Below are 16,282 nucleotides of genomic sequence, written 5' to 3'. Positions count from 1 at the left end.
GAGCAACGCCATCGCGCTATTCGGCCGGTGTCGCGGAAGCCTGCCGTCCCTCGGTCTCGAGCTTTTCGGCGAGCCAGCGGTCGTGATGCTCTCGCGCCCAGTTGATGTCGACCTCGCCCGTGCCCATGGCTTCGAACGCGCCCTCCATGCCGAGCGTGCCGATATAGATGTGTCCTAGGATCAGCGCGATGAAGAGGATCGCGATCACGGCGTGCGCGACCTGGGCGATCTGCATGTCGGCAATGTTGGTGCCGTAGAACGGAAACAGCAGGACGAAGCCGGATGCGGAGACGGCGAGGCCGGCCGCGACCGACAGCCAATAGACCATCTTCTCACCGAGATTGAAGCGCCCCGCGGGCGCATGCTTCGACTTGATGAAGCCGCCGCCCTGCTTGACCCAGTCGATATCGACCTTCTTGAGCAGATTGTCCCTGAAGAACAGCACCGTGATCAAGGCAAGGCCCGTCACGAAGGCGAAGCTGGTGAAATTGTGCACGTACTTCGCGATCTCCGAGATGTCGGAGAACAGATCCGGACCGACCAGCGGCCGTAGCAGAACCTTGCCGAAGGTGATGTTCAGGCCGGTCAATCCGAGCAGCACGAAAGACACGGCCGTCAGCCAGTGAGAGAACCGCTCGAAAGCCTTGAAGCGGACGATGGTCTGACCGGAGCGTCCCGCCTCGATGCGGAGCCGGCCCATGATCAGATAGGCGAGCGCGAGAATTGCGACCATGCCGATGATCACCGCCGCGCCGCCCCAGTGCAGCAGGACCTCGTGGAAATAATCCCAGGTCCGCCCCATCGGCTGCATCAGCACGCTGGCCTTGACGTCGGGGATGTCGATCCGGCCCTGAATCCGCGGCGCCTGCTCAAGCAGCGTCTTCTGGTTGGTGACGCTGGCGGTCGGATTGGGGGCGCCATCTGGCGCGAGCCTCTGAGCGAGCGCCGGAGCTGCCGTGAGACCGAGCAGCATCAGCAAAAGCATTGCGAAGCGAATGCGTGCGAAAGCCGTCATGACTGATACCCAGGTTCTCGATCGTCGCGCTTGCATCGGCCGCAAGACCAGCTCCCTTACGTCTTGACGTCGTCGTGATAGGCCGTCGTCCAGCCCCACGCGCCCGAGCCGTAGCCACGCTTTTCGACGCGTTCCTCGTAGAGTTGTCCGATGATGTCGCCATCACCGGCGAGCAGCGACTTGGTCGAGCACATCTCGGCGCACATCGGCAGCTTGCCCTCGCCGAAACGATTGGAGCCGTATTTCGCATATTCTTCTGCGCTGCCGGGCGCCTCCGGTCCGCCGCCACCGGCGCAATAGGTGCATTTGTCCATCTTGCCGCGCGAGCCGAAATTCCCAACCTGGGGATATTGTGGCGCTCCGAACGGACAGGCGTAGAAGCAATAGCCGCAGCCGATGCACTGATCCTTGTTGTGCAGGACGATGCCGTCCTCGGTCGGATAGATGCATTTGACCGGGCACACCGACGCGCAGGGCGCATCGGTGCAATGCATGCAGGCCATCGACACCGACCGCTCGCCGGGCTTGCCGTCGTTGATGGTGACGACGCGCCGCCGATTGATGCCCCAGGGCACCTCGTTCTCGTTCTTGCAGGCCGTCACGCAGGCATTGCAGTCGATGCAACGGTCCGCATCGCAGAGGAATTTCATCCGTGCCATGGTCTAACCTCTTATGCAGCCCTGATCTGACAAAGCGTAGCCTTCGGCTCCTGCATGCCGGTGGCAGGATCATAGCCATAGGTTGTCAGCGTGTTGACGCTCTCACCGAGCACGATGGGATCGGCTCCCGCCGGATATTTCGACCGGAGATCGGCGCCTTCGTACCAGCCGGAGAAATGGAACGGCATCCAGGCAACGCCCTTACCGACGCGCTCGGTCACCAGCGCCTTCATCCTTGCGCGCGAGCTGTTCTCCGCGCCTGTCACCCAGACCCAGCCGCCGTCGACGACGCCGCGCTCGGCTGCGTCCGCCGGATTGATCTCGACATACATGTGCTGCTTGAGTTCGGCGAGCCATCGATTGGACCGCGTTTCCTCGCCACCGCCTTCGTATTCGACAAGGCGGCCCGAGCTCAGGATCAGCGGGAACTGTGTCGCGATCTTGCGGTCAACGGCGGCCTTCTGCACTGAGAAGCCGATATTGGGCACGCGAAACTGCTTCGCGTCGGGCAAGGTCGGGTAGTCGGCAACGAGGTCCGGACGCGGCGTGTAGATCGGCTCGCGATGCACCGGAACCGGATCGGGCAAATTCCACGCGATCATGCGCGCCTTGGCGTTGCCGTAAGGCGAACAGCCGTGCTCGATCGCGACGCGCTGGATGCCGCCGGACAGATCGGTCGACCATGACACCTTGTCGGGATCGGCCGGATTGACGCGCGAGATCACCTCGCGCTCCTGCGCGGTGAGGTCCTTGTCCCAGCCGAGCTTCTTCAGCACCCCGAGGGTGAACTCGGGATAGCCGTCCTTGATCTCCGAGCCGACGGAGTACGAGCCCTCGGCAAGAAGATTGTCGTGATCTTCCCGCTCGACCTCCTGTCCGTTCTCCATCACCTTGCGCTTGACGATGCGCTCGACGCCGAACCGCGCGCGGAAGGTGCCGCCGCCTTCCTTCACCGGAAGATTGGTGTTGTAGAGGATCGGTGTCCCCGGATGCTTGTATTCGGGCGTACCCCAGCACGGCCATGGCAGGCCGTAATAATCTCCGCCGACCTCCGGATCGTCCTTCGGCGCCCGCAGCGTCACCAGGTCGAACTTGTGCTGGTTCCGCATATGGGCCTTGAGCCGCTCCGGCGACTGTCCGCAATAGCCCGTCGACCATCCGCCGCGGTTGATCTCGCGCAGAATGTCTTCCGCCGACACCGCGCCGTTCTCGACCTTGATGTTCTTGAACATCAGGTCGGCGAACCCGAACTTGCGGGCGAACAGGTACATCGTGTCGTAGTCGTTCTTCGACTCGAACACCGGATCGACGATTTTCTCGCCCCATTGCAGCGAGCGGTTGGAGTTGGTGCGCGAGCCCTCCATCTCGAAGCTGGTGCAGGCCGGCAGCAGATAGGTGCCGTTCTTGCGCTCCGACAGCACCGACCACGCGGTCGGGTAGGGATCGCAGACCACCAGCAGCTCGAGCTTTTCGATGCCCTTCACCGCCTCCGGCATCCGGGTGATGGTGTTGACGCCGTGCCCCATGATGAACATGGCCTGCACCGGATTGGGCTGGTTGACCTGATCCTTTGGCAGCAAGGTTGCGTCGAACCAGCGCGTGCTGGGAATGCCCGGCGTTTCCATCAGCTTCTTGTCGGGAAAACGCGACTTCATCCAGTCGTAATCGACCTCCCAGACCCGGCACCAATGCCGCCAGGCCTCCTCGGCGAGGCCGTAATACAGCGGCAACGACGTAACATCGAGGCCGAGGTCAGTCGCGCCCTGCACGTTGGTGTGGCCGCGGAAGATGTTGGCGCCGGCGCCGGGCTGTCCCATGTTGCCGGTGGCAAGCAGCAGCAGGCAGCTGGCGCGGACATTGGCGGTGCCGGTGGTGAACTGGGTCTGCCCCATCGCCCAGATCAGTGTCGCCGGCTTCTGCGTCGCAAACAAGTGGGCGACGTGCTTGACCTGAGCCTCGGGCAAGCCGGTGACGCGTTCGACCTCCTTCGGAGGCCATTTCGCAATCTCCTTCCGGACCTCATCCAGGCCGTAGACGCGCTGGCTGAGGAATTCCTTGTCCTCCCAGCCGTTCTCGAAGATATGCCACAGCATGCCGTAGATCGTCGCGATATGCGTGCCGGGACGAACGCGAACATATTCGGTCGCGTGCGCGGCGGTCCGCGTCATCCTGGGGTCGACCACGATCATGTTGGCGCGGTTGAGCTCCTTGCCTTCGAGAATGTGCTGCAAGGAGACCGGATGCGCTTCGGCGGGGTTGCCGCCCATCAACAAAATGGTCTTGGCGTTGCGGATGTCGTTGTAGCTGTTGGTCATCGCGCCGTAGCCCCAGGTATTGGCTACGCCGGTGACGGTCGTCGAGTGGCAGATCCGCGCCTGATGGTCGGAATTGTTGGTGCCCCAGAACGCCGCGAGCTTGCGGTTGAGGTAAGCGGCCTCGTTGGTGAACTTGGCGGAGCCGAGCCAGTACACCGAATCGGGGCCGGCCTTCTGGCGGATATCCAGCAGCTTGTCGCCGATCTCGTCGATCGCCGTCGCCCAGGAGATGCGCGTCCACTGTCCGTTGACGAGCTTGACCGGGTAGCGCAGGCGCCGTTCGTTCAGTACGTCGTCGCGAACCGCGGCCCCCTTGCAGCAATGCGAGCCGCGATTGATCGGGCTGTCGTAGTCGGGTTCCTGTCCGATCCATACGTTGTTGGCGACCTTGGCGATCACCGAGCAGCCGACCGAGCAATGCGTGCAGACATTTTGTCGGGTCGTGACTTGTGCACCGACAGGCGGCGGCGGACCCGCCTCGGCCTTGCGCACGCCGTGCAAAGCGATTTCACCGACCGCGACCAACGCGCCCGCCGTGACGCCTGAGCGCTTCAGAAAAGTTCGCCGGTCCAGGCCCGATGACGGTTTGCCGGCCTCTGCGCCGGAGGGTTTGGCACGTTCCGGACGACGATCGGACTTCCTGATCAGCACGGAGGTCTCCTATCGAGCGCCGGGATAGGCGTTGACACGGTAGAAGTTCCTGACTTCCTGCGAGTTGGGCCGATAGCGCGCCTTGCGCTTCTGATCGAGATCGACCGGCTTCGCGGCGGCCGGGGAGGGCAGCAGCCCCGCAGCACCGGTTGCGCCGACGCCGGCAATCGTCAGCTTGAGCAGGTCACGTCGAAGGAGCTTTCGCGGAGGGTCACTCGTCAACGAAGCCTACTCCCGTTTCAGATTGGCGCGCCCACAGGTTATCCGAGTTCGGCGCCGGACAGCAATCGCAATGCTGTGTTGTTTCGCCAACAGGGCCACCGGCATCGGTCGCTTTCGGCCGCAGCTTCGTTCAGTTCTGGAATTGTCGTGCGAATTGAAAACGGAGAGAGCACATCGCTCTCACTCCGACGCCAGCCCCGTCCTCCGCCGCAAATCCGTGATCGCGCGCAGGAAGCTGTCCGCGGGCGTCGTCTCCGGATCGATCAGCCGGTGCAGACGGAAGCCGTCTTCCAGCGCCAGCACGATGGAGGCCATCCAGGGCGGGTTCAGCTTGTCGCCTCTGCCGTTGCTCTTCAGCGTCGCCTCGACGATGTCGGCCACCAGCTTGCGCCGCGCGCGCAGGCGTTTGGCGAGCTCGGGGCGGCGTTTCTCGGCGCGCGCGACGAACAGGATCATCTCCATGTGCAGCAGCGGCGCGCGGCCGAGCGGATCCTGCCTGCTGCGGTCCATCGTCTTCAGCGCCGCGATGAAGTCGTCGAGATTGTCGTGCTGCGCAAGGATGTCGAGGTTACGCCGGATCGACTGCTCGACATGGTCCTCGAGCATGGCGATGATCAGTTCGTCCTTGCTTTTGAAGTTGGAATAGAACGCGCCGCGGGTGAAGCCTGCCGCCGCTGCAATCGCCTCGATGCTGGCGCCGCCGATGCCGTCCTGCTCGAACACGCGCGCGGCCGCCTCGAACAATTTGTCGCGCGTGTCGTCCCTGGTCGGCCTGGTTCTCACCCTTGACATCGGACGAGGTTAGGGCAGAATGCAACTCGATACAACAATGTATCGAGTTGATAAATCTTGGGGATGGTTACGCCGGGCAGTGGGGCTGCGAACGGCGTATTCGTGTCATCGGCAACCGATTTGAGGTCACCATGAACGAGCACGTGCAAGGCGCCGGCGGCGCGCCGCTGTTCAACCCGCTCTCGCCGGACTTCATCCGCGATCCCTACCCGCATTATGACCGGCTGCGCACGATCGATCCGGTCCACGTGACGCCGTTCGGCCAGTTCGTCACCAGTCGCCATGCCGACGTCAGCCTCGTGATGCGCGACAAGCGCTTCGGCAAGGATTTCGTCGAGCGCACGACGCGCCGTTACGGCGAAAAGATCATGGACGAGCCGGTGTTCCGCAGCATGAGCCATTGGATGCTGCAGGCCGATCCGCCCGACCATACCCGCCTGCGCGGCCTCGTCGTGAAAGCGTTCACCGCGCGCCGGGTCGAGGACATGCGACCGCGCATCCAGGCAATCGTCGACCAGGCCATCGATGCCGTGATCGAGCGCGGCCAAATGGACCTGATCGAGGACTTTGCCTTTCGCCTGCCGGTGACCATCATCTGCGAGATGCTCGGCATCCCCGAGGAGCATCGCGAGGTCTTCTACAAGAGCTCGCGCGACGGCGGGCGGCTACTTGATCCGGTGCCCCTCACTCCCGAGGAGATCAAGAAGGGCAACGAGGGCAACCTGATGGCGCAGATGTATTTCCAGCAGCTGTTCGAGCTGCGCCGCAAAAATCCGGGGGACGATCTCACCACCCAGCTCGTCCAGGCCGAGGAGGACGGCAACAAGCTCACCAATGAGGAACTGACCGCCAACATCATCCTCCTGTTCGGCGCCGGCCACGAGACCACAGTGAACCTGATCGGCAACGGCCTTTTGGCGCTCCACCGCAATCCGGACCAGCTTGCGCTGCTCAAGGCACGCCCCGAATTGATGGGAGGCGCGATCGAGGAATTCTTGCGCTACGATTCCTCGGTCCAGATGACCGGCCGGGTCGCGCTGGAGGAGATCGAGGATCTCGGCGGCAAGCGGATCCCCAAGGGTGAGAGCGTGCTGTGCCTGCTCGGCTCGGCCAACCGCGATCCCGCGGTCTATCCCGACAGGCCCGACCGGCTGGACGTCACCCGCCAGAATGTGAAACCGCTCTCGTTCGGCGGCGGCATCCATTTCTGCCTGGGTGCCCAATTGGCGCGGATCGAGGCCGAGATCGCCATTGCCACGCTGCTGCGGAGGCTGCCAGATCTGCGCATCGACGACATCGAAAACCCGGAATGGCGGCCGACCTTCGTCCTGCGCGGCCTGAAGCGGCTGCCGGCGAGCTGGTGACGGCCCCCGGCGTTAACCTCCGCGCGCAACAGTCGCTGTGACTTCGCCACACTTCCCCCTATATAAGGACTATTCCGGCACGCCTGAAGTCCGCTAAGGCCAGGGTTTGGTCCGGGTGCCGGTTTGGCCGAGGGGAGACCCGTGCAGACGACGCTGCTCGGATTGGCGATTGCCTTCATCATTGCGCTGCTGGCCGCGCTGATCGGGCCTTACTACGTCGACTGGAACCAGTTCAGGCCCCAGTTCGAGGCGGAGGCTGGCAAGATCATCGGCGTGCCGGTGCGGGTCGCGGGGGAGCTCGACGCGCGGCTGCTGCCGGCGCCGACACTGCGGCTGCGTCAGGTCACGTTCGGCGGCAACAACGATCTCGGCCGCCTGCGCGCCGACAAGCTCGACGTCGAGTTCAGCCTCAGCTCCCTGATGCGCGGCGAATGGCGTGCCACCGAGCTTTCGGTGGGCGGCATGGCGGTCGATCTCGGCCTCGATGCGCGGGGACGGGTCGATTTGCCCTCCACCGCGAGCGGCACCTTCAATCTGGCCTCGCTCGCCATCGAGCGGCTCAATCTCACCGGCCGGATTGCGCTCCACGATGCCGCCAGCCGCTCGACGCTGGAGCTGAACGACATCGCCTTCTCCGGCGACGTCCGCTCGCTCGCGGGCTCGGTGCGCGGCGACGGCCGTTTCACCGCCGCCGGGGTGCGCTATCCCTTTCGCATCTCCTCCGGTCCGAGCGCCGACGGCAGCGCCACCCGTCTTCACCTCAACATCGATCCCGGCGAGCGCGCCATCCTCGCCGACCTCGAAGGCGTGCTCGCCTTCGACAACCGCCTGCCGAAATTCGACGGTGCGCTGACGCTGGCCGTGCCGGCGGTCAAGAAGGCGGGCGAGGCTGGTCCGACGCCGTGGAAGCTCACGACCAAGCTCAAGGCGGACCCGGCCGGTGCAAAATTCGAGCAGGTCGACGCGAGCTTCGGCGCGGAAGACAATGCGCTGAAGCTCGGCGGCGTCGGCGATATCAGGTTCGGCGCCTCGCCGCTGCTGCGCGCGGTGCTGTCGGCGCGCCAGGTCGATGCCGACAGGCTCGCGGGCAAGGACGATTCCGAGCCGCTCCGCATCCTGCCGGCGCTGCGCGCGGGGCTGGCTGCCATTCCGCAGGCGCCGATCCCGGCGCAGATCGAGTTCAATTCCGACCAGATCATGCTCGGCGGCCGCCCGCTGCAGAACATCACGGCGGAGTTGCAGACCGATGGACGGTCCTGGACCTTCCAGCGGCTCGAGCTGCGCGCCCCCGGCATGACGCAGCTCTCACTCAACGGCGCAACACCGGGCGCTGACAGTTTCAGCGGCCGTCTCAGCGTCGAATCCTCCGACCCCGACGCGCTGGTGGCCTGGCTGCAGGGCCGCAGCGAGATCGCCCGCCGCAGCACGCGTCCGCTGCGCCTCGCCGGCGACGTGACCATCGCCGCCAACCATCTCGCCATCGACAGGCTGAAGGCCGACATCGAAGGCGGCGCGGTCGAGGGCCGCATCGCCTTCGTGCAAACAGGTGCGAGCAAGGGTTCGCGGATCGATGCCGAGCTGAAGGCCGACCGACTCGATCTCGACGCCGCCGCGAGCTTCGTGCGCGCGCTCGCGGGGCCGCAGGGCGAGTGGCCGGAAGAGGCAAAACTCTCGCTCGATATCGGCCGCGCCATCTCCGCCGGCCAGGAGCTGCGGCCGTTCGCGGCCAAGCTCGCTTACGGCCCTGCATCCCTGTCGCTGGAGCAACTGCGCTTCGGCCAGGCCAGCGGCGTGACCACCGAGGCGAGCGGCAGCTTCGACCGCATCAAGGCCACAGGCAGGCTCGCGCTGAAATCCTCCGCGAATTCGCTGCGCGAGCTCACCGCCTTGATCGAGCCGTTTGCGCCTGCGGTGCGGGCCCGCTTCGATGCCATGCCGTCATTACCAGGCCCGACCCGCCTCAAGCTCGATCTCAGCCTCGACAGGAATGCCGAGCATGCCGATCGCAGCAACGCCCGCGCCGTGCTCGATCTCGACGCGCCGCAGCTCAAGGCAACCGCGACTTTGGCCGCGCAGACGCCGGCGGCGGCCGTCAACGGCATCGACATCGACAAATTGCGCAACAGCGACTTCACCCTGGACACGAAACTGTCGACCCCGCAGGCCGGCGCGCTGCTGGCGCTGCTCGGGCTCGATCGCGTGTTGGCGGCAGGCGAGGGCGCTTCGCAATTCGAAGGCAAATTGACCGGTGCATGGCGGCGGCCGTTGCAATTGAACGCAAAGCTCAACGGCGGCGGGCTGGATGCCGATGCGCAGGGCAGCGTCGAATTGTCGGAGCCGAAAGCCAGCGTGAACCTGCGCGTGCGCAACGCCAATCTGGCGCCGCTGTTGGGGACCGGCCCGGCCGACAAATCGATGCAGGCGGTCAGCCTGTCCTCCCGCGTGGGGCTAACGGGCAATCGCCTGACTTTTGACGATCTCGACGGCAATGCGGCCGGCTCGCATTTGCGCGGTCATCTGGCGGTGACGTTGGATCCGGAGAAGAGCGTCGACGGCGAAGTCGGCCTCGATACGGTCGATCTCGTGCCGGCGCTCGCCGTGGCGATCGGTGCCGCAGGACATGATGCGAGCGAGCCGCTGAGCGCGGGCTTGTTGGGCGGCTGGCGCGGCCGCATCGCCTTCCAGGCGTTGCGCGGGATGTTGCCCGGCGGCATCGAGCTGCGCCCGTTTGGCGGCACCATCCGAAGCGATGGCCAGTCGCTCGCGCTCGATGCGCTGAAAGGCAGCCTCGGTGGCGGCGAGATGTCGGCGAGCTTTGACGCGCGCAACGGCGCCAACGGCCTGACGTTGAACACGCGCATCGAGCTGAACAATGTCGATGCGGCGACGTTGCGCTATCGCGATCTCGCGCTGCCGAAGGGGCGCGCCTCGGTGCAGATGGCGCTGACCAGCCAGGGCCGCAGCGTCGCGGCGCTCACCGGCGCGCTCGCCGGCAACGGCACGGTGACGCTGGATTCCGCGGAAATCGGCGGCCTCAATCCGCGCGCCTTCGAGATCGCGATCCGCGCCAGCGACGGCGGACAGGTCAGCGACGACAACCGCCTGCGCCAGCTGGTCGAGCCGGCGCTTGCTTCGGCGCCGATCGCGGTCGCTTCGGCGCAGATTCCGTTCACGATCCGCGACGGACGCTTGCGTGTCGGCGCGACGCCGCTGGAAGCGAAGAACGCCCGCGCCATCGTCTCCGGCGGCTACGACATTCCCGCCGACCAGGCCGATATCCGCGCCAGTCTGACGCCGATCATGAACGGGCTCTCCGGTGCGCCGCCGGAGATCCAGCTGTTCGCGGCGGGCCCGCCCGACAGGCTCAACCGCACCATCGACCTTGCGCCGCTGTCGTCATGGCTGGCGGTGCGCACCATCGACCGCGAGACGCGCCGGTTGGATGCCATCGAGCGCGGCGAGCCGCCGCCGGCAACCGCAGCGCTGCCGACGCTGGTGTCTCCAGATGCGGCGCCCGAGCAGGCGCCGGTCAACGTGCCGCTGCCGGGCCACGATCCTCGCCGCGCGCCGCCGAAGCCGAAAGCCGCGCCGACGCCGAAGGCCCCGCAAGCCGCGCCCGCAGCGCCGAGCCCGCCGCTTGCCAGCCAACAGCTCGCGCCGCTGCCGCCGGCCATCGACGTCAGGCCCGCTCCGGGTCCTGCGCCCGCCAAGCCAAAGCCGAAGCCGCCGCTGGTCCTGACGCCGCAGAATCCGTGAGGCGGGTTGGTTGGGAGGTTGGGCCGCGGGCTGCTCTTACCTCTCCCGCTTGCGGGCAGGGCTATCGCATATGACTTTTCGGATGGGCCTGAGCAAGCGCCTCGTCCTTCGAGACGACCGCGGAGCTTGTCATCGGGCCGCGCTTTGCGCGGACCAGGTGGCGGTCCATCCAGGATGAGGCTGAGTTGCAGTCGCGTCCGTTGAAATGGCCGCTGCGGACTCCGTCGTCATCCTGAGGGCCCGCCGGAGGCGGGCGTCTCGAAGGATGGCTACGGGCGAGATTCCCGCCACGGTTTCTCATCTGCGATTGCCCTGCACTTGCGGGGGAGGTCGCGCCGTAGGCGCGGGAGGGGCTCTCTCCTCTGGGCGAATCCCTCTGTTGAGACACCTTCTCCCCAGCCCTCTCCCGCAAGCGGGCGAGGGAGCGCACCCCTTCCTTGTCTCGCAGTGAATCCATTCGCTCGCATTTGAATGAATTCTCGTCGGCAAAACTGATCTGCCGGCTTTACCGGATTCTCGCGTTTGTTCCCTAGTCTTGTTCCCAGAGGAATCCGGCATCCCGCCAGCATCGTCGGGATGACGCACCAAGAACTGGGGTTATCGAAATGAACGGGGCGAAGACGCTTCTACAGGATTTGGACGACGCGATCGCGCGCGGCTCCGACGAGAGCCGGGCGAAGGCGTTGTGGCATGCGACCGACATCCTGATCACCGGCCGCTACAGCGACGACGAGATCAGCACGTTCGGCGAGGTCATCGGCCGGCTGGCAGACGAGATCGAAGTCGCCGCGCGCGCGCAGCTGTCGGAGCTGATGTCGGGGTGCGATCAAGCTCCGCTCAACGTCATCGAAAAGCTGGCATTCGACGACGAGATCGCGGTCGCCGGTCCCGTGCTGCGCGACTCCGATCGTCTCGACGAGAAGATGCTGCTGGAGAACGCCATGACCAAGGGCCAGTCGCATCTGCTCGCGATCGCCCAGCGCAAATCGATTGGCGAGGCCGTCACCGACGTGCTGGTCAAGCGCGGCGATCAGGAGGTCGTGACGTCGGTTGCCAGGAACGAGGGCGCGCGCTTCTCCGGTTCGGGCCTGTTGCACATGGTCCGCCGCGCCGAAGGCGATTCGATCCTTGCCGAGCAGCTCGGTCTGCGCAAGGACGTGCCGCGCCATATCTTCCAGCAGCTGATCTCGAAGGCGTCGGAAGACGTCCGCCGCCGGCTCGAGACCGAGCGGCCCGAAATGATGGCGCAGATCCAGAGCTCGGTGACCGAGGTCACCGGCGATCTTCAGTCCAAGTTCGGCCCGTCCTCGCGCAGCTATTTCGTCGCCAAGCGCGTGGTGACGACGCAATATCGCCAGGGCAATCTCAATCAGGATTCGATCTCGAATTATGCGCGCCAGCACCGCTTCGACGAGGTGCAGATCGGCCTGTCGCTGCTGTCGGCACTGCCGGTCGACGTGATCGAGCGCGCGATGATGGACCGCAACCGCGAGATGATACTGGTCTTGTGCAAGGCGCTCGACTTCACCTGGGACACGACCATGTCGCTGCTGTTCCTCGGTGCCAAGGATCATCTGATCACGGCGCGCGAGCTGCACGACAACGAGCGCGATTTCGGCCGGCTCAAGATCGAGACCTCGCGCAGCGTCTTGAAGTTCTACCAGTCGCGCAAGACCGCCGCCGATTCCGCCTCGGGCGGCCGTCAGCCCGAGCTTCAGGTCCACTGAACAGTTGCACTGAGCATCGTCCCGGAATTCAAAGGGGAGTATTTGCAATGTTGCCTCAATTCGGCACCGCGGTTCGCAAGAAGAACCTCGACAGCGCCGTCACCGCCGATCTCGGCGGCGGAGCACCCGACAAGGCGTCGGTGGACGCGGCCTGGCTCGTGCTGGAAGCCGCCAACGACCTCGGCGACCACGCCGCGATCGACGCCTGCCGCCGCGTCATCGACGCCGAGCTGAACGGCGCTGTCGCCGGCAGCTCGGACATCGATCTCGTGCTGGGATATTTCAGGTAAGACCCGCGGTGCGACATCGGCCGGTCGGACTGGGGATACCGGTTTGATCGTGGCGCAGCCCGGGCCGCTCTGAGAGCGGCGCATCCGGGCCGGTCGTCGTCAGCGCGCAGGAGGTCCAGCGGCTCTCACCGCTGGATGCGGTAGATCACCACGTCCTCGCCGTGACGGTCGGTGCTCCGCTCGAGCAGGTAGTTCGATTTCTCCAGCACGCGGCGCGACGCAACATTGCCGGCATAGACGATGCCGATGAGAGACGGCAAGGCGAGCTCCGCCAGCCCGATCCTGGTCAGGGCGGTCGCGACCTCACTGGCAAACCCCCGGCCCCAGAGGCTGCGCGGGAACGCATAGGCAATCTCGATTTCATCGACGTCATCGACAAGGATGTGCCGAACGCCTGCGCGTCCGGCAAACGCGCCATCTGTCGTCCGCAGCACCCAAAGGCCGAAGCCGTGCCGGTCCCAATGGGCCATGTTGATGCCGAGGTAAGCCTTCGTCGTCTCCGCCGAACGTACGCCGCCGAGATAGCGTGACACGTCGGGATCCTGATGCAGCGCGACGAGGTCGGCGAGGTGACTGCCGTTCAGCCTCTCCGCGGTCAGTCGTTCTGTGACGAATTGGTCCATGGAATCAGGCCGCGGCTTCGACGTTGGTTGGATCTCGCGTGCGGCGCCGTCATTGAGCGCCGGATATTCCCCGATCGGGCCATCGCGCGAACGAGGGGAGCGGTCCCTCATGGCTTCTAACACAACCTAACGGGCAATCTTCGCAGCGTTCGGTCAATGTCACCCAATGGAAGCCGCCGAGATTTTCAAAACGCACGACGACCGACGGGAGATATTATGACGTTCAAGACATCTAGCGAAAGTTTGCCACGATCCGCGGGCGTTTCTCGCCGCGGCTTTGTGGGCGGCTTGTCGGCGGGCCTCGTGGGGGTCGCTGCAAGCGAGGTAGCTCGGGCAGAGACACTGGCCGACGTCCCGGATCGCGCGCCAGGCGCCGATCTCAGCGCGCACAGCGAGCGCTCCCGTTTCGCCAAACTCGACCGCATTCCCGAGGCCACACCGGGCAAGCGGAACGTCGATCCGGGCGATGCCATCAACTCCAAGACGCCGCACCAGAAGCTGGTCGGCAACATCACGCCGACCGATCTGCATTACGAGCGCAGCCATTCCGGCGTGCCCGACATCGATCCCGCGCAGCACCGGCTGCTGGTTCACGGCATGGTGCAGAAGCCGCTGGTCTTCAGCCTCGACGATTTGAAGCGGATGCCGTCGGTCACGCGAATCGTATTCATCGAATGCACCGGCAATGGCTGGGAAAACTGGAAAAAGGCCGATCCGGATCTGACGGTGCAGAACACGCACGGCCTCGTCAGCACCAACGAGTGGACCGGCGTGCCCCTGAAGTTCCTGGTCGACCTCGTCGCCAAGGACAAGGGATCGACCTGGATGCTGGCGGAGGGCGGAGACGGTGCGGGCGTCGACCGCAGCATTCCGCTCACCGAGGAGATCGTGAACGAGGCCTTCGTCGCCTACGGACAGAACGGCGAACCGCTGCGTCCCGCGCACGGCTTTCCGATGCGGCTGGTGATGCCCGGCTTCGAAGGCAACCTCAACATCAAATGGCTGCGCCGCCTCAAATTCGGCAACGCGCCGTGGATGACGCGCTGGGAGACGGCGCGCTATACGCAACTGCTCGCGAACGGCAAGGCACGGCAATTCCAGCTGAGGATGGAGACCAATTCAGTCATCACGCAGCCGTCGGGCATGATGCAGATTCAGCCGGGTTATAACCGCATCTCAGGTCTCGCCTGGAGCGGCCATGGCAAGATCGCCAAGGTCGAGATCTCGACCGACGGCGCCCAAACGTGGAAGCAGGCGCAATTGGCTCAGCCGGTATTGTCCAAGGCGCAGGTGCGCTTCCAGATGGATTGGGTCTGGGACGGCAAGCCGACCCGGATTGTCAGCCGCTCGACCGACGAACAAGGCAACGCCCAGCCGGACCGGCAGACCTTCATCGCCGCGATGGGGACCAATGCCCTGTTCCACTACAACGCCCAGCAGACCTGGAGCATCGACGACGCCGGGAGGGTTCGCAATGTTCTCGCATGACAAGCTGCTTTTCGCCGGCATCCTCACCGTCGGCCTGCTCGCCGCACCCGCGTCGGCGTTCGACTTCGGCCGTCCGGCGACGCCTGCCGAGATCAAGCTGTGGGACATCGACGTCGGCCCGGACGGCAAGGGCCTGCCCGACGGCAGTGGCACGGCAGTGCAGGGCAAGCAGGTCTTCGCTGACAATTGCGCGGCCTGTCATGGCGACAACGGCCAGGGCGGCATCAAGGATCGTCTCGCCGGGGGGCAGGGCACACTCGCATCCAACGCGCCCGTCAAGACCGTCGGGAGCTTCTGGCCCTATGCGACGACCTTGTTCGACTACATCCATCGCGCGATGCCCTATCCGACCCCGGGCTCGCTCAGCACCGAGGAGACCTATGCCGTCACCGCCTACATCCTGAGCCTCAACGGCATCATTCCCGCCGACGGCAAGGTGGACAAGGACAGTCTGCCGAAAATCAGGATGCCCAATCGCGACGGCTTCGTTCCACAACCGGAGTTCGATCCCGCCAAGCTGTTCCGCAGGAAGTGAGCGGGCGATGAAGCTTTCGATATTGATCAGGATACTCGTTCTGATCGCAGCGACATGTTCATGGGAGGCACCGGCAATGGCCGCAGACGGACTCATCACCATCAAGAGCAGTTTCGGGCCCGAGGACACGATGAAACGGCTGGAGGCGGAGGTGAAGGCCAAGGGCTTCACCGTGTTCGCTCATGTCGATCATGCGGCGGGTGCCGCCGCGGTCGGCCTGCAGCTGCGGCCGACCGATCTCATCATCTTCGGCAACGCCAAGGGCGGCACGCCCTTGATGCAGCAGGCGCAAACTGTCGGCATCGACCTGCCGCTGAAGGCGCTGGTCTGGCAGGACGACCAAGGCGCGACGTGGCTGTCTTACAACGACCCCGCCTATTTCGCCGGGCGTCATGGCGTCGGCGAGCCGGCGAAGGCTGCCGTCGCGGCGATGACGGGCGCCTTGCATGCGATCGCGACCAAGGCCACTGCGCCGTGAGGCGCGACGACTTCTCGAGGAGAAGCTCCATGAACGGCACTGACGGACAACCGGCGCCATCCGCCTCGCATGGCAACCTCGCCAGATGGCTGCTCATTGCGGTCTTGTGCGCAATGCTCGCCGCCGCGGGCGTCCTCGGCTATCTCGGCTGGACCAGCACCGACACCAGCGTTCCCGCGTCGGGCTATGTCGCGCTGGTGCTGGGCGTCGTGTTCTCGCTGGTGGTCGGCGTCGGCCTGATGGCGCTGGTGTTCTACAGCAGCCGCAAAGGCTATGACGAGCCGGTGGTGCTGATCGAGGAGCCGGACAGCGATCCGGACGATGGGCAGGACCGCCCGCGCTGACGCGCCGGTCTTACCAAGGCGGA

Annotated in this window: 14 protein-coding genes; 8 read left to right on the top strand and 6 right to left on the bottom strand. The window is 65.1% G+C overall.

Going from position 1 to position 16,282, the window contains the following annotated elements:
- Nucleotides 1-16 precede the first annotated feature (16 nt).
- The 5 genes from CIT40_RS26305 to CIT40_RS26285 form a co-directional block, all read right to left on the bottom strand.
- Nucleotides 17-1,015 carry a formate dehydrogenase subunit gamma gene (locus CIT40_RS26305; protein ID WP_094893939.1) on the bottom strand — a complete coding sequence of 333 codons (999 nt, stop codon included), beginning with the start codon at nucleotides 1,013-1,015 and terminating at the stop codon, nucleotides 17-19.
- Between the two features lie 56 nt (nucleotides 1,016-1,071).
- Complete coding sequence (gene fdh3B, locus CIT40_RS26300; RefSeq protein WP_094893940.1) at nucleotides 1,072-1,674, bottom strand: formate dehydrogenase FDH3 subunit beta; 603 nt, start codon at nucleotides 1,672-1,674, stop codon at nucleotides 1,072-1,074.
- An 11-nt stretch (nucleotides 1,675-1,685) separates the two neighbouring features.
- On the bottom strand, nucleotides 1,686-4,640 hold the full coding sequence (locus CIT40_RS26295; RefSeq protein ID WP_094893941.1) for a formate dehydrogenase subunit alpha: 2,955 nt from the start codon (nucleotides 4,638-4,640) through the stop codon (nucleotides 1,686-1,688).
- A gap of 9 nt (nucleotides 4,641-4,649) precedes the next feature.
- Nucleotides 4,650-4,862 carry a twin-arginine translocation signal domain-containing protein gene (locus CIT40_RS26290; protein ID WP_094893942.1) on the bottom strand — a complete coding sequence of 71 codons (213 nt, stop codon included), beginning with the start codon at nucleotides 4,860-4,862 and terminating at the stop codon, nucleotides 4,650-4,652.
- A 180-nt stretch (nucleotides 4,863-5,042) separates the two neighbouring features.
- Complete coding sequence (locus tag CIT40_RS26285; protein WP_094893943.1) at nucleotides 5,043-5,654, bottom strand: TetR/AcrR family transcriptional regulator; 612 nt, start codon at nucleotides 5,652-5,654, stop codon at nucleotides 5,043-5,045.
- A 131-nt stretch (nucleotides 5,655-5,785) separates the two neighbouring features.
- Here CIT40_RS26285 and CIT40_RS26280 point away from each other — a divergent pair, with 131 nt between their 5' ends.
- The 4 genes from CIT40_RS26280 (at nucleotide 5,786) to CIT40_RS26265 (ending at nucleotide 12,791) form a co-directional block, all read left to right on the top strand.
- Nucleotides 5,786-7,018 carry a cytochrome P450 gene (locus tag CIT40_RS26280; RefSeq protein ID WP_094893944.1) on the top strand — a complete coding sequence of 411 codons (1,233 nt, stop codon included), beginning with the start codon at nucleotides 5,786-5,788 and terminating at the stop codon, nucleotides 7,016-7,018.
- A 141-nt stretch (nucleotides 7,019-7,159) separates the two neighbouring features.
- On the top strand, nucleotides 7,160-10,774 hold the full coding sequence (locus CIT40_RS26275) for an AsmA family protein (RefSeq protein WP_094893945.1): 3,615 nt from the start codon (nucleotides 7,160-7,162) through the stop codon (nucleotides 10,772-10,774).
- 605 nt (nucleotides 10,775-11,379) lie between these two features.
- A complete protein-coding gene (locus CIT40_RS26270) occupies nucleotides 11,380-12,501 on the top strand; it encodes a DUF2336 domain-containing protein (RefSeq protein WP_094893946.1) in 1,122 nt (373 codons plus the stop codon).
- Nucleotides 12,502-12,548: 47 nt separating this feature from the next.
- Nucleotides 12,549-12,791: a hypothetical protein gene (locus tag CIT40_RS26265; protein ID WP_094893947.1), complete on the top strand. Its 243-nt coding sequence runs from the start codon at nucleotides 12,549-12,551 to the stop codon at nucleotides 12,789-12,791.
- A 125-nt stretch (nucleotides 12,792-12,916) separates the two neighbouring features.
- Here the strand turns inward: CIT40_RS26265 and CIT40_RS26260 are convergent, their stop codons facing one another.
- A complete protein-coding gene (locus CIT40_RS26260) occupies nucleotides 12,917-13,414 on the bottom strand; it encodes a GNAT family N-acetyltransferase (protein WP_094894027.1) in 498 nt (165 codons plus the stop codon).
- A gap of 303 nt (nucleotides 13,415-13,717) precedes the next feature.
- On the opposite strand from CIT40_RS26260, the gene soxC reads away from it, so the two are divergent.
- The 4 genes from soxC to CIT40_RS26240 all read left to right on the top strand — a co-directional run bounded on the left by soxC (nucleotide 13,718) and on the right by CIT40_RS26240 (nucleotide 16,259).
- Nucleotides 13,718-14,902, top strand: coding sequence for a sulfite dehydrogenase (gene soxC / locus CIT40_RS26255; protein ID WP_244611853.1), 1,185 nt, complete (start codon nucleotides 13,718-13,720; stop codon nucleotides 14,900-14,902).
- Entirely contained in the window at nucleotides 14,889-15,437 is a 549-nt protein-coding gene (locus tag CIT40_RS26250) for a c-type cytochrome (protein WP_094893949.1), read from the top strand. Before soxC ends, CIT40_RS26250 begins: the two co-directional genes overlap by 14 nt.
- Before the next feature lie 76 nt (nucleotides 15,438-15,513).
- Nucleotides 15,514-15,915, top strand: a complete 402-nt coding sequence (locus CIT40_RS26245) for a DUF302 domain-containing protein (protein ID WP_414645371.1) — start codon at nucleotides 15,514-15,516, stop codon at nucleotides 15,913-15,915.
- A 29-nt stretch (nucleotides 15,916-15,944) separates the two neighbouring features.
- Nucleotides 15,945-16,259 (top strand): hypothetical protein, encoded by a 315-nt coding sequence (locus CIT40_RS26240; RefSeq protein ID WP_094893951.1) that lies wholly within the window; start codon nucleotides 15,945-15,947, stop codon nucleotides 16,257-16,259.
- The last annotated feature ends 23 nt before the right edge of the window (nucleotides 16,260-16,282 follow it).

The organism is Bradyrhizobium amphicarpaeae (assembly GCF_002266435.3).
Classification (GTDB): Bacteria; Pseudomonadota; Alphaproteobacteria; order Rhizobiales; family Xanthobacteraceae; genus Bradyrhizobium; species Bradyrhizobium amphicarpaeae.
Note: the sequence above shows the minus strand (reverse complement) of the source record. Positions and strands in the feature narration are given on the sequence as shown.

What these genes read in the sequence shown, in the direction of transcription:
- CIT40_RS26305 (WP_094893939.1), bottom strand. Translation starts at nt 1,015, where the DNA reads ATGACGGCTTTCGCACGCATTCGCTTCGCAATGCTTTTGCTGATGCTG.
- fdh3B (WP_094893940.1), bottom strand. Translation starts at nt 1,674, where the DNA reads ATGGCACGGATGAAATTCCTCTGCGATGCGGACCGTTGCATCGACTGC.
- CIT40_RS26285 (WP_094893943.1), bottom strand. Translation starts at nt 5,654, where the DNA reads ATGTCAAGGGTGAGAACCAGGCCGACCAGGGACGACACGCGCGACAAA.
- CIT40_RS26280 (WP_094893944.1), top strand. Translation starts at nt 5,786, where the DNA reads ATGAACGAGCACGTGCAAGGCGCCGGCGGCGCGCCGCTGTTCAACCCG.
- CIT40_RS26270 (WP_094893946.1), top strand. Translation starts at nt 11,380, where the DNA reads ATGAACGGGGCGAAGACGCTTCTACAGGATTTGGACGACGCGATCGCG.
- CIT40_RS26265 (WP_094893947.1), top strand. Translation starts at nt 12,549, where the DNA reads ATGTTGCCTCAATTCGGCACCGCGGTTCGCAAGAAGAACCTCGACAGC.
- CIT40_RS26260 (WP_094894027.1), bottom strand. Translation starts at nt 13,414, where the DNA reads ATGGACCAATTCGTCACAGAACGACTGACCGCGGAGAGGCTGAACGGC.
- CIT40_RS26250 (WP_094893949.1), top strand. Translation starts at nt 14,889, where the DNA reads ATGTTCTCGCATGACAAGCTGCTTTTCGCCGGCATCCTCACCGTCGGC.
- CIT40_RS26245 (WP_414645371.1), top strand. Translation starts at nt 15,514, where the DNA reads ATGGCCGCAGACGGACTCATCACCATCAAGAGCAGTTTCGGGCCCGAG.
- CIT40_RS26240 (WP_094893951.1), top strand. Translation starts at nt 15,945, where the DNA reads ATGAACGGCACTGACGGACAACCGGCGCCATCCGCCTCGCATGGCAAC.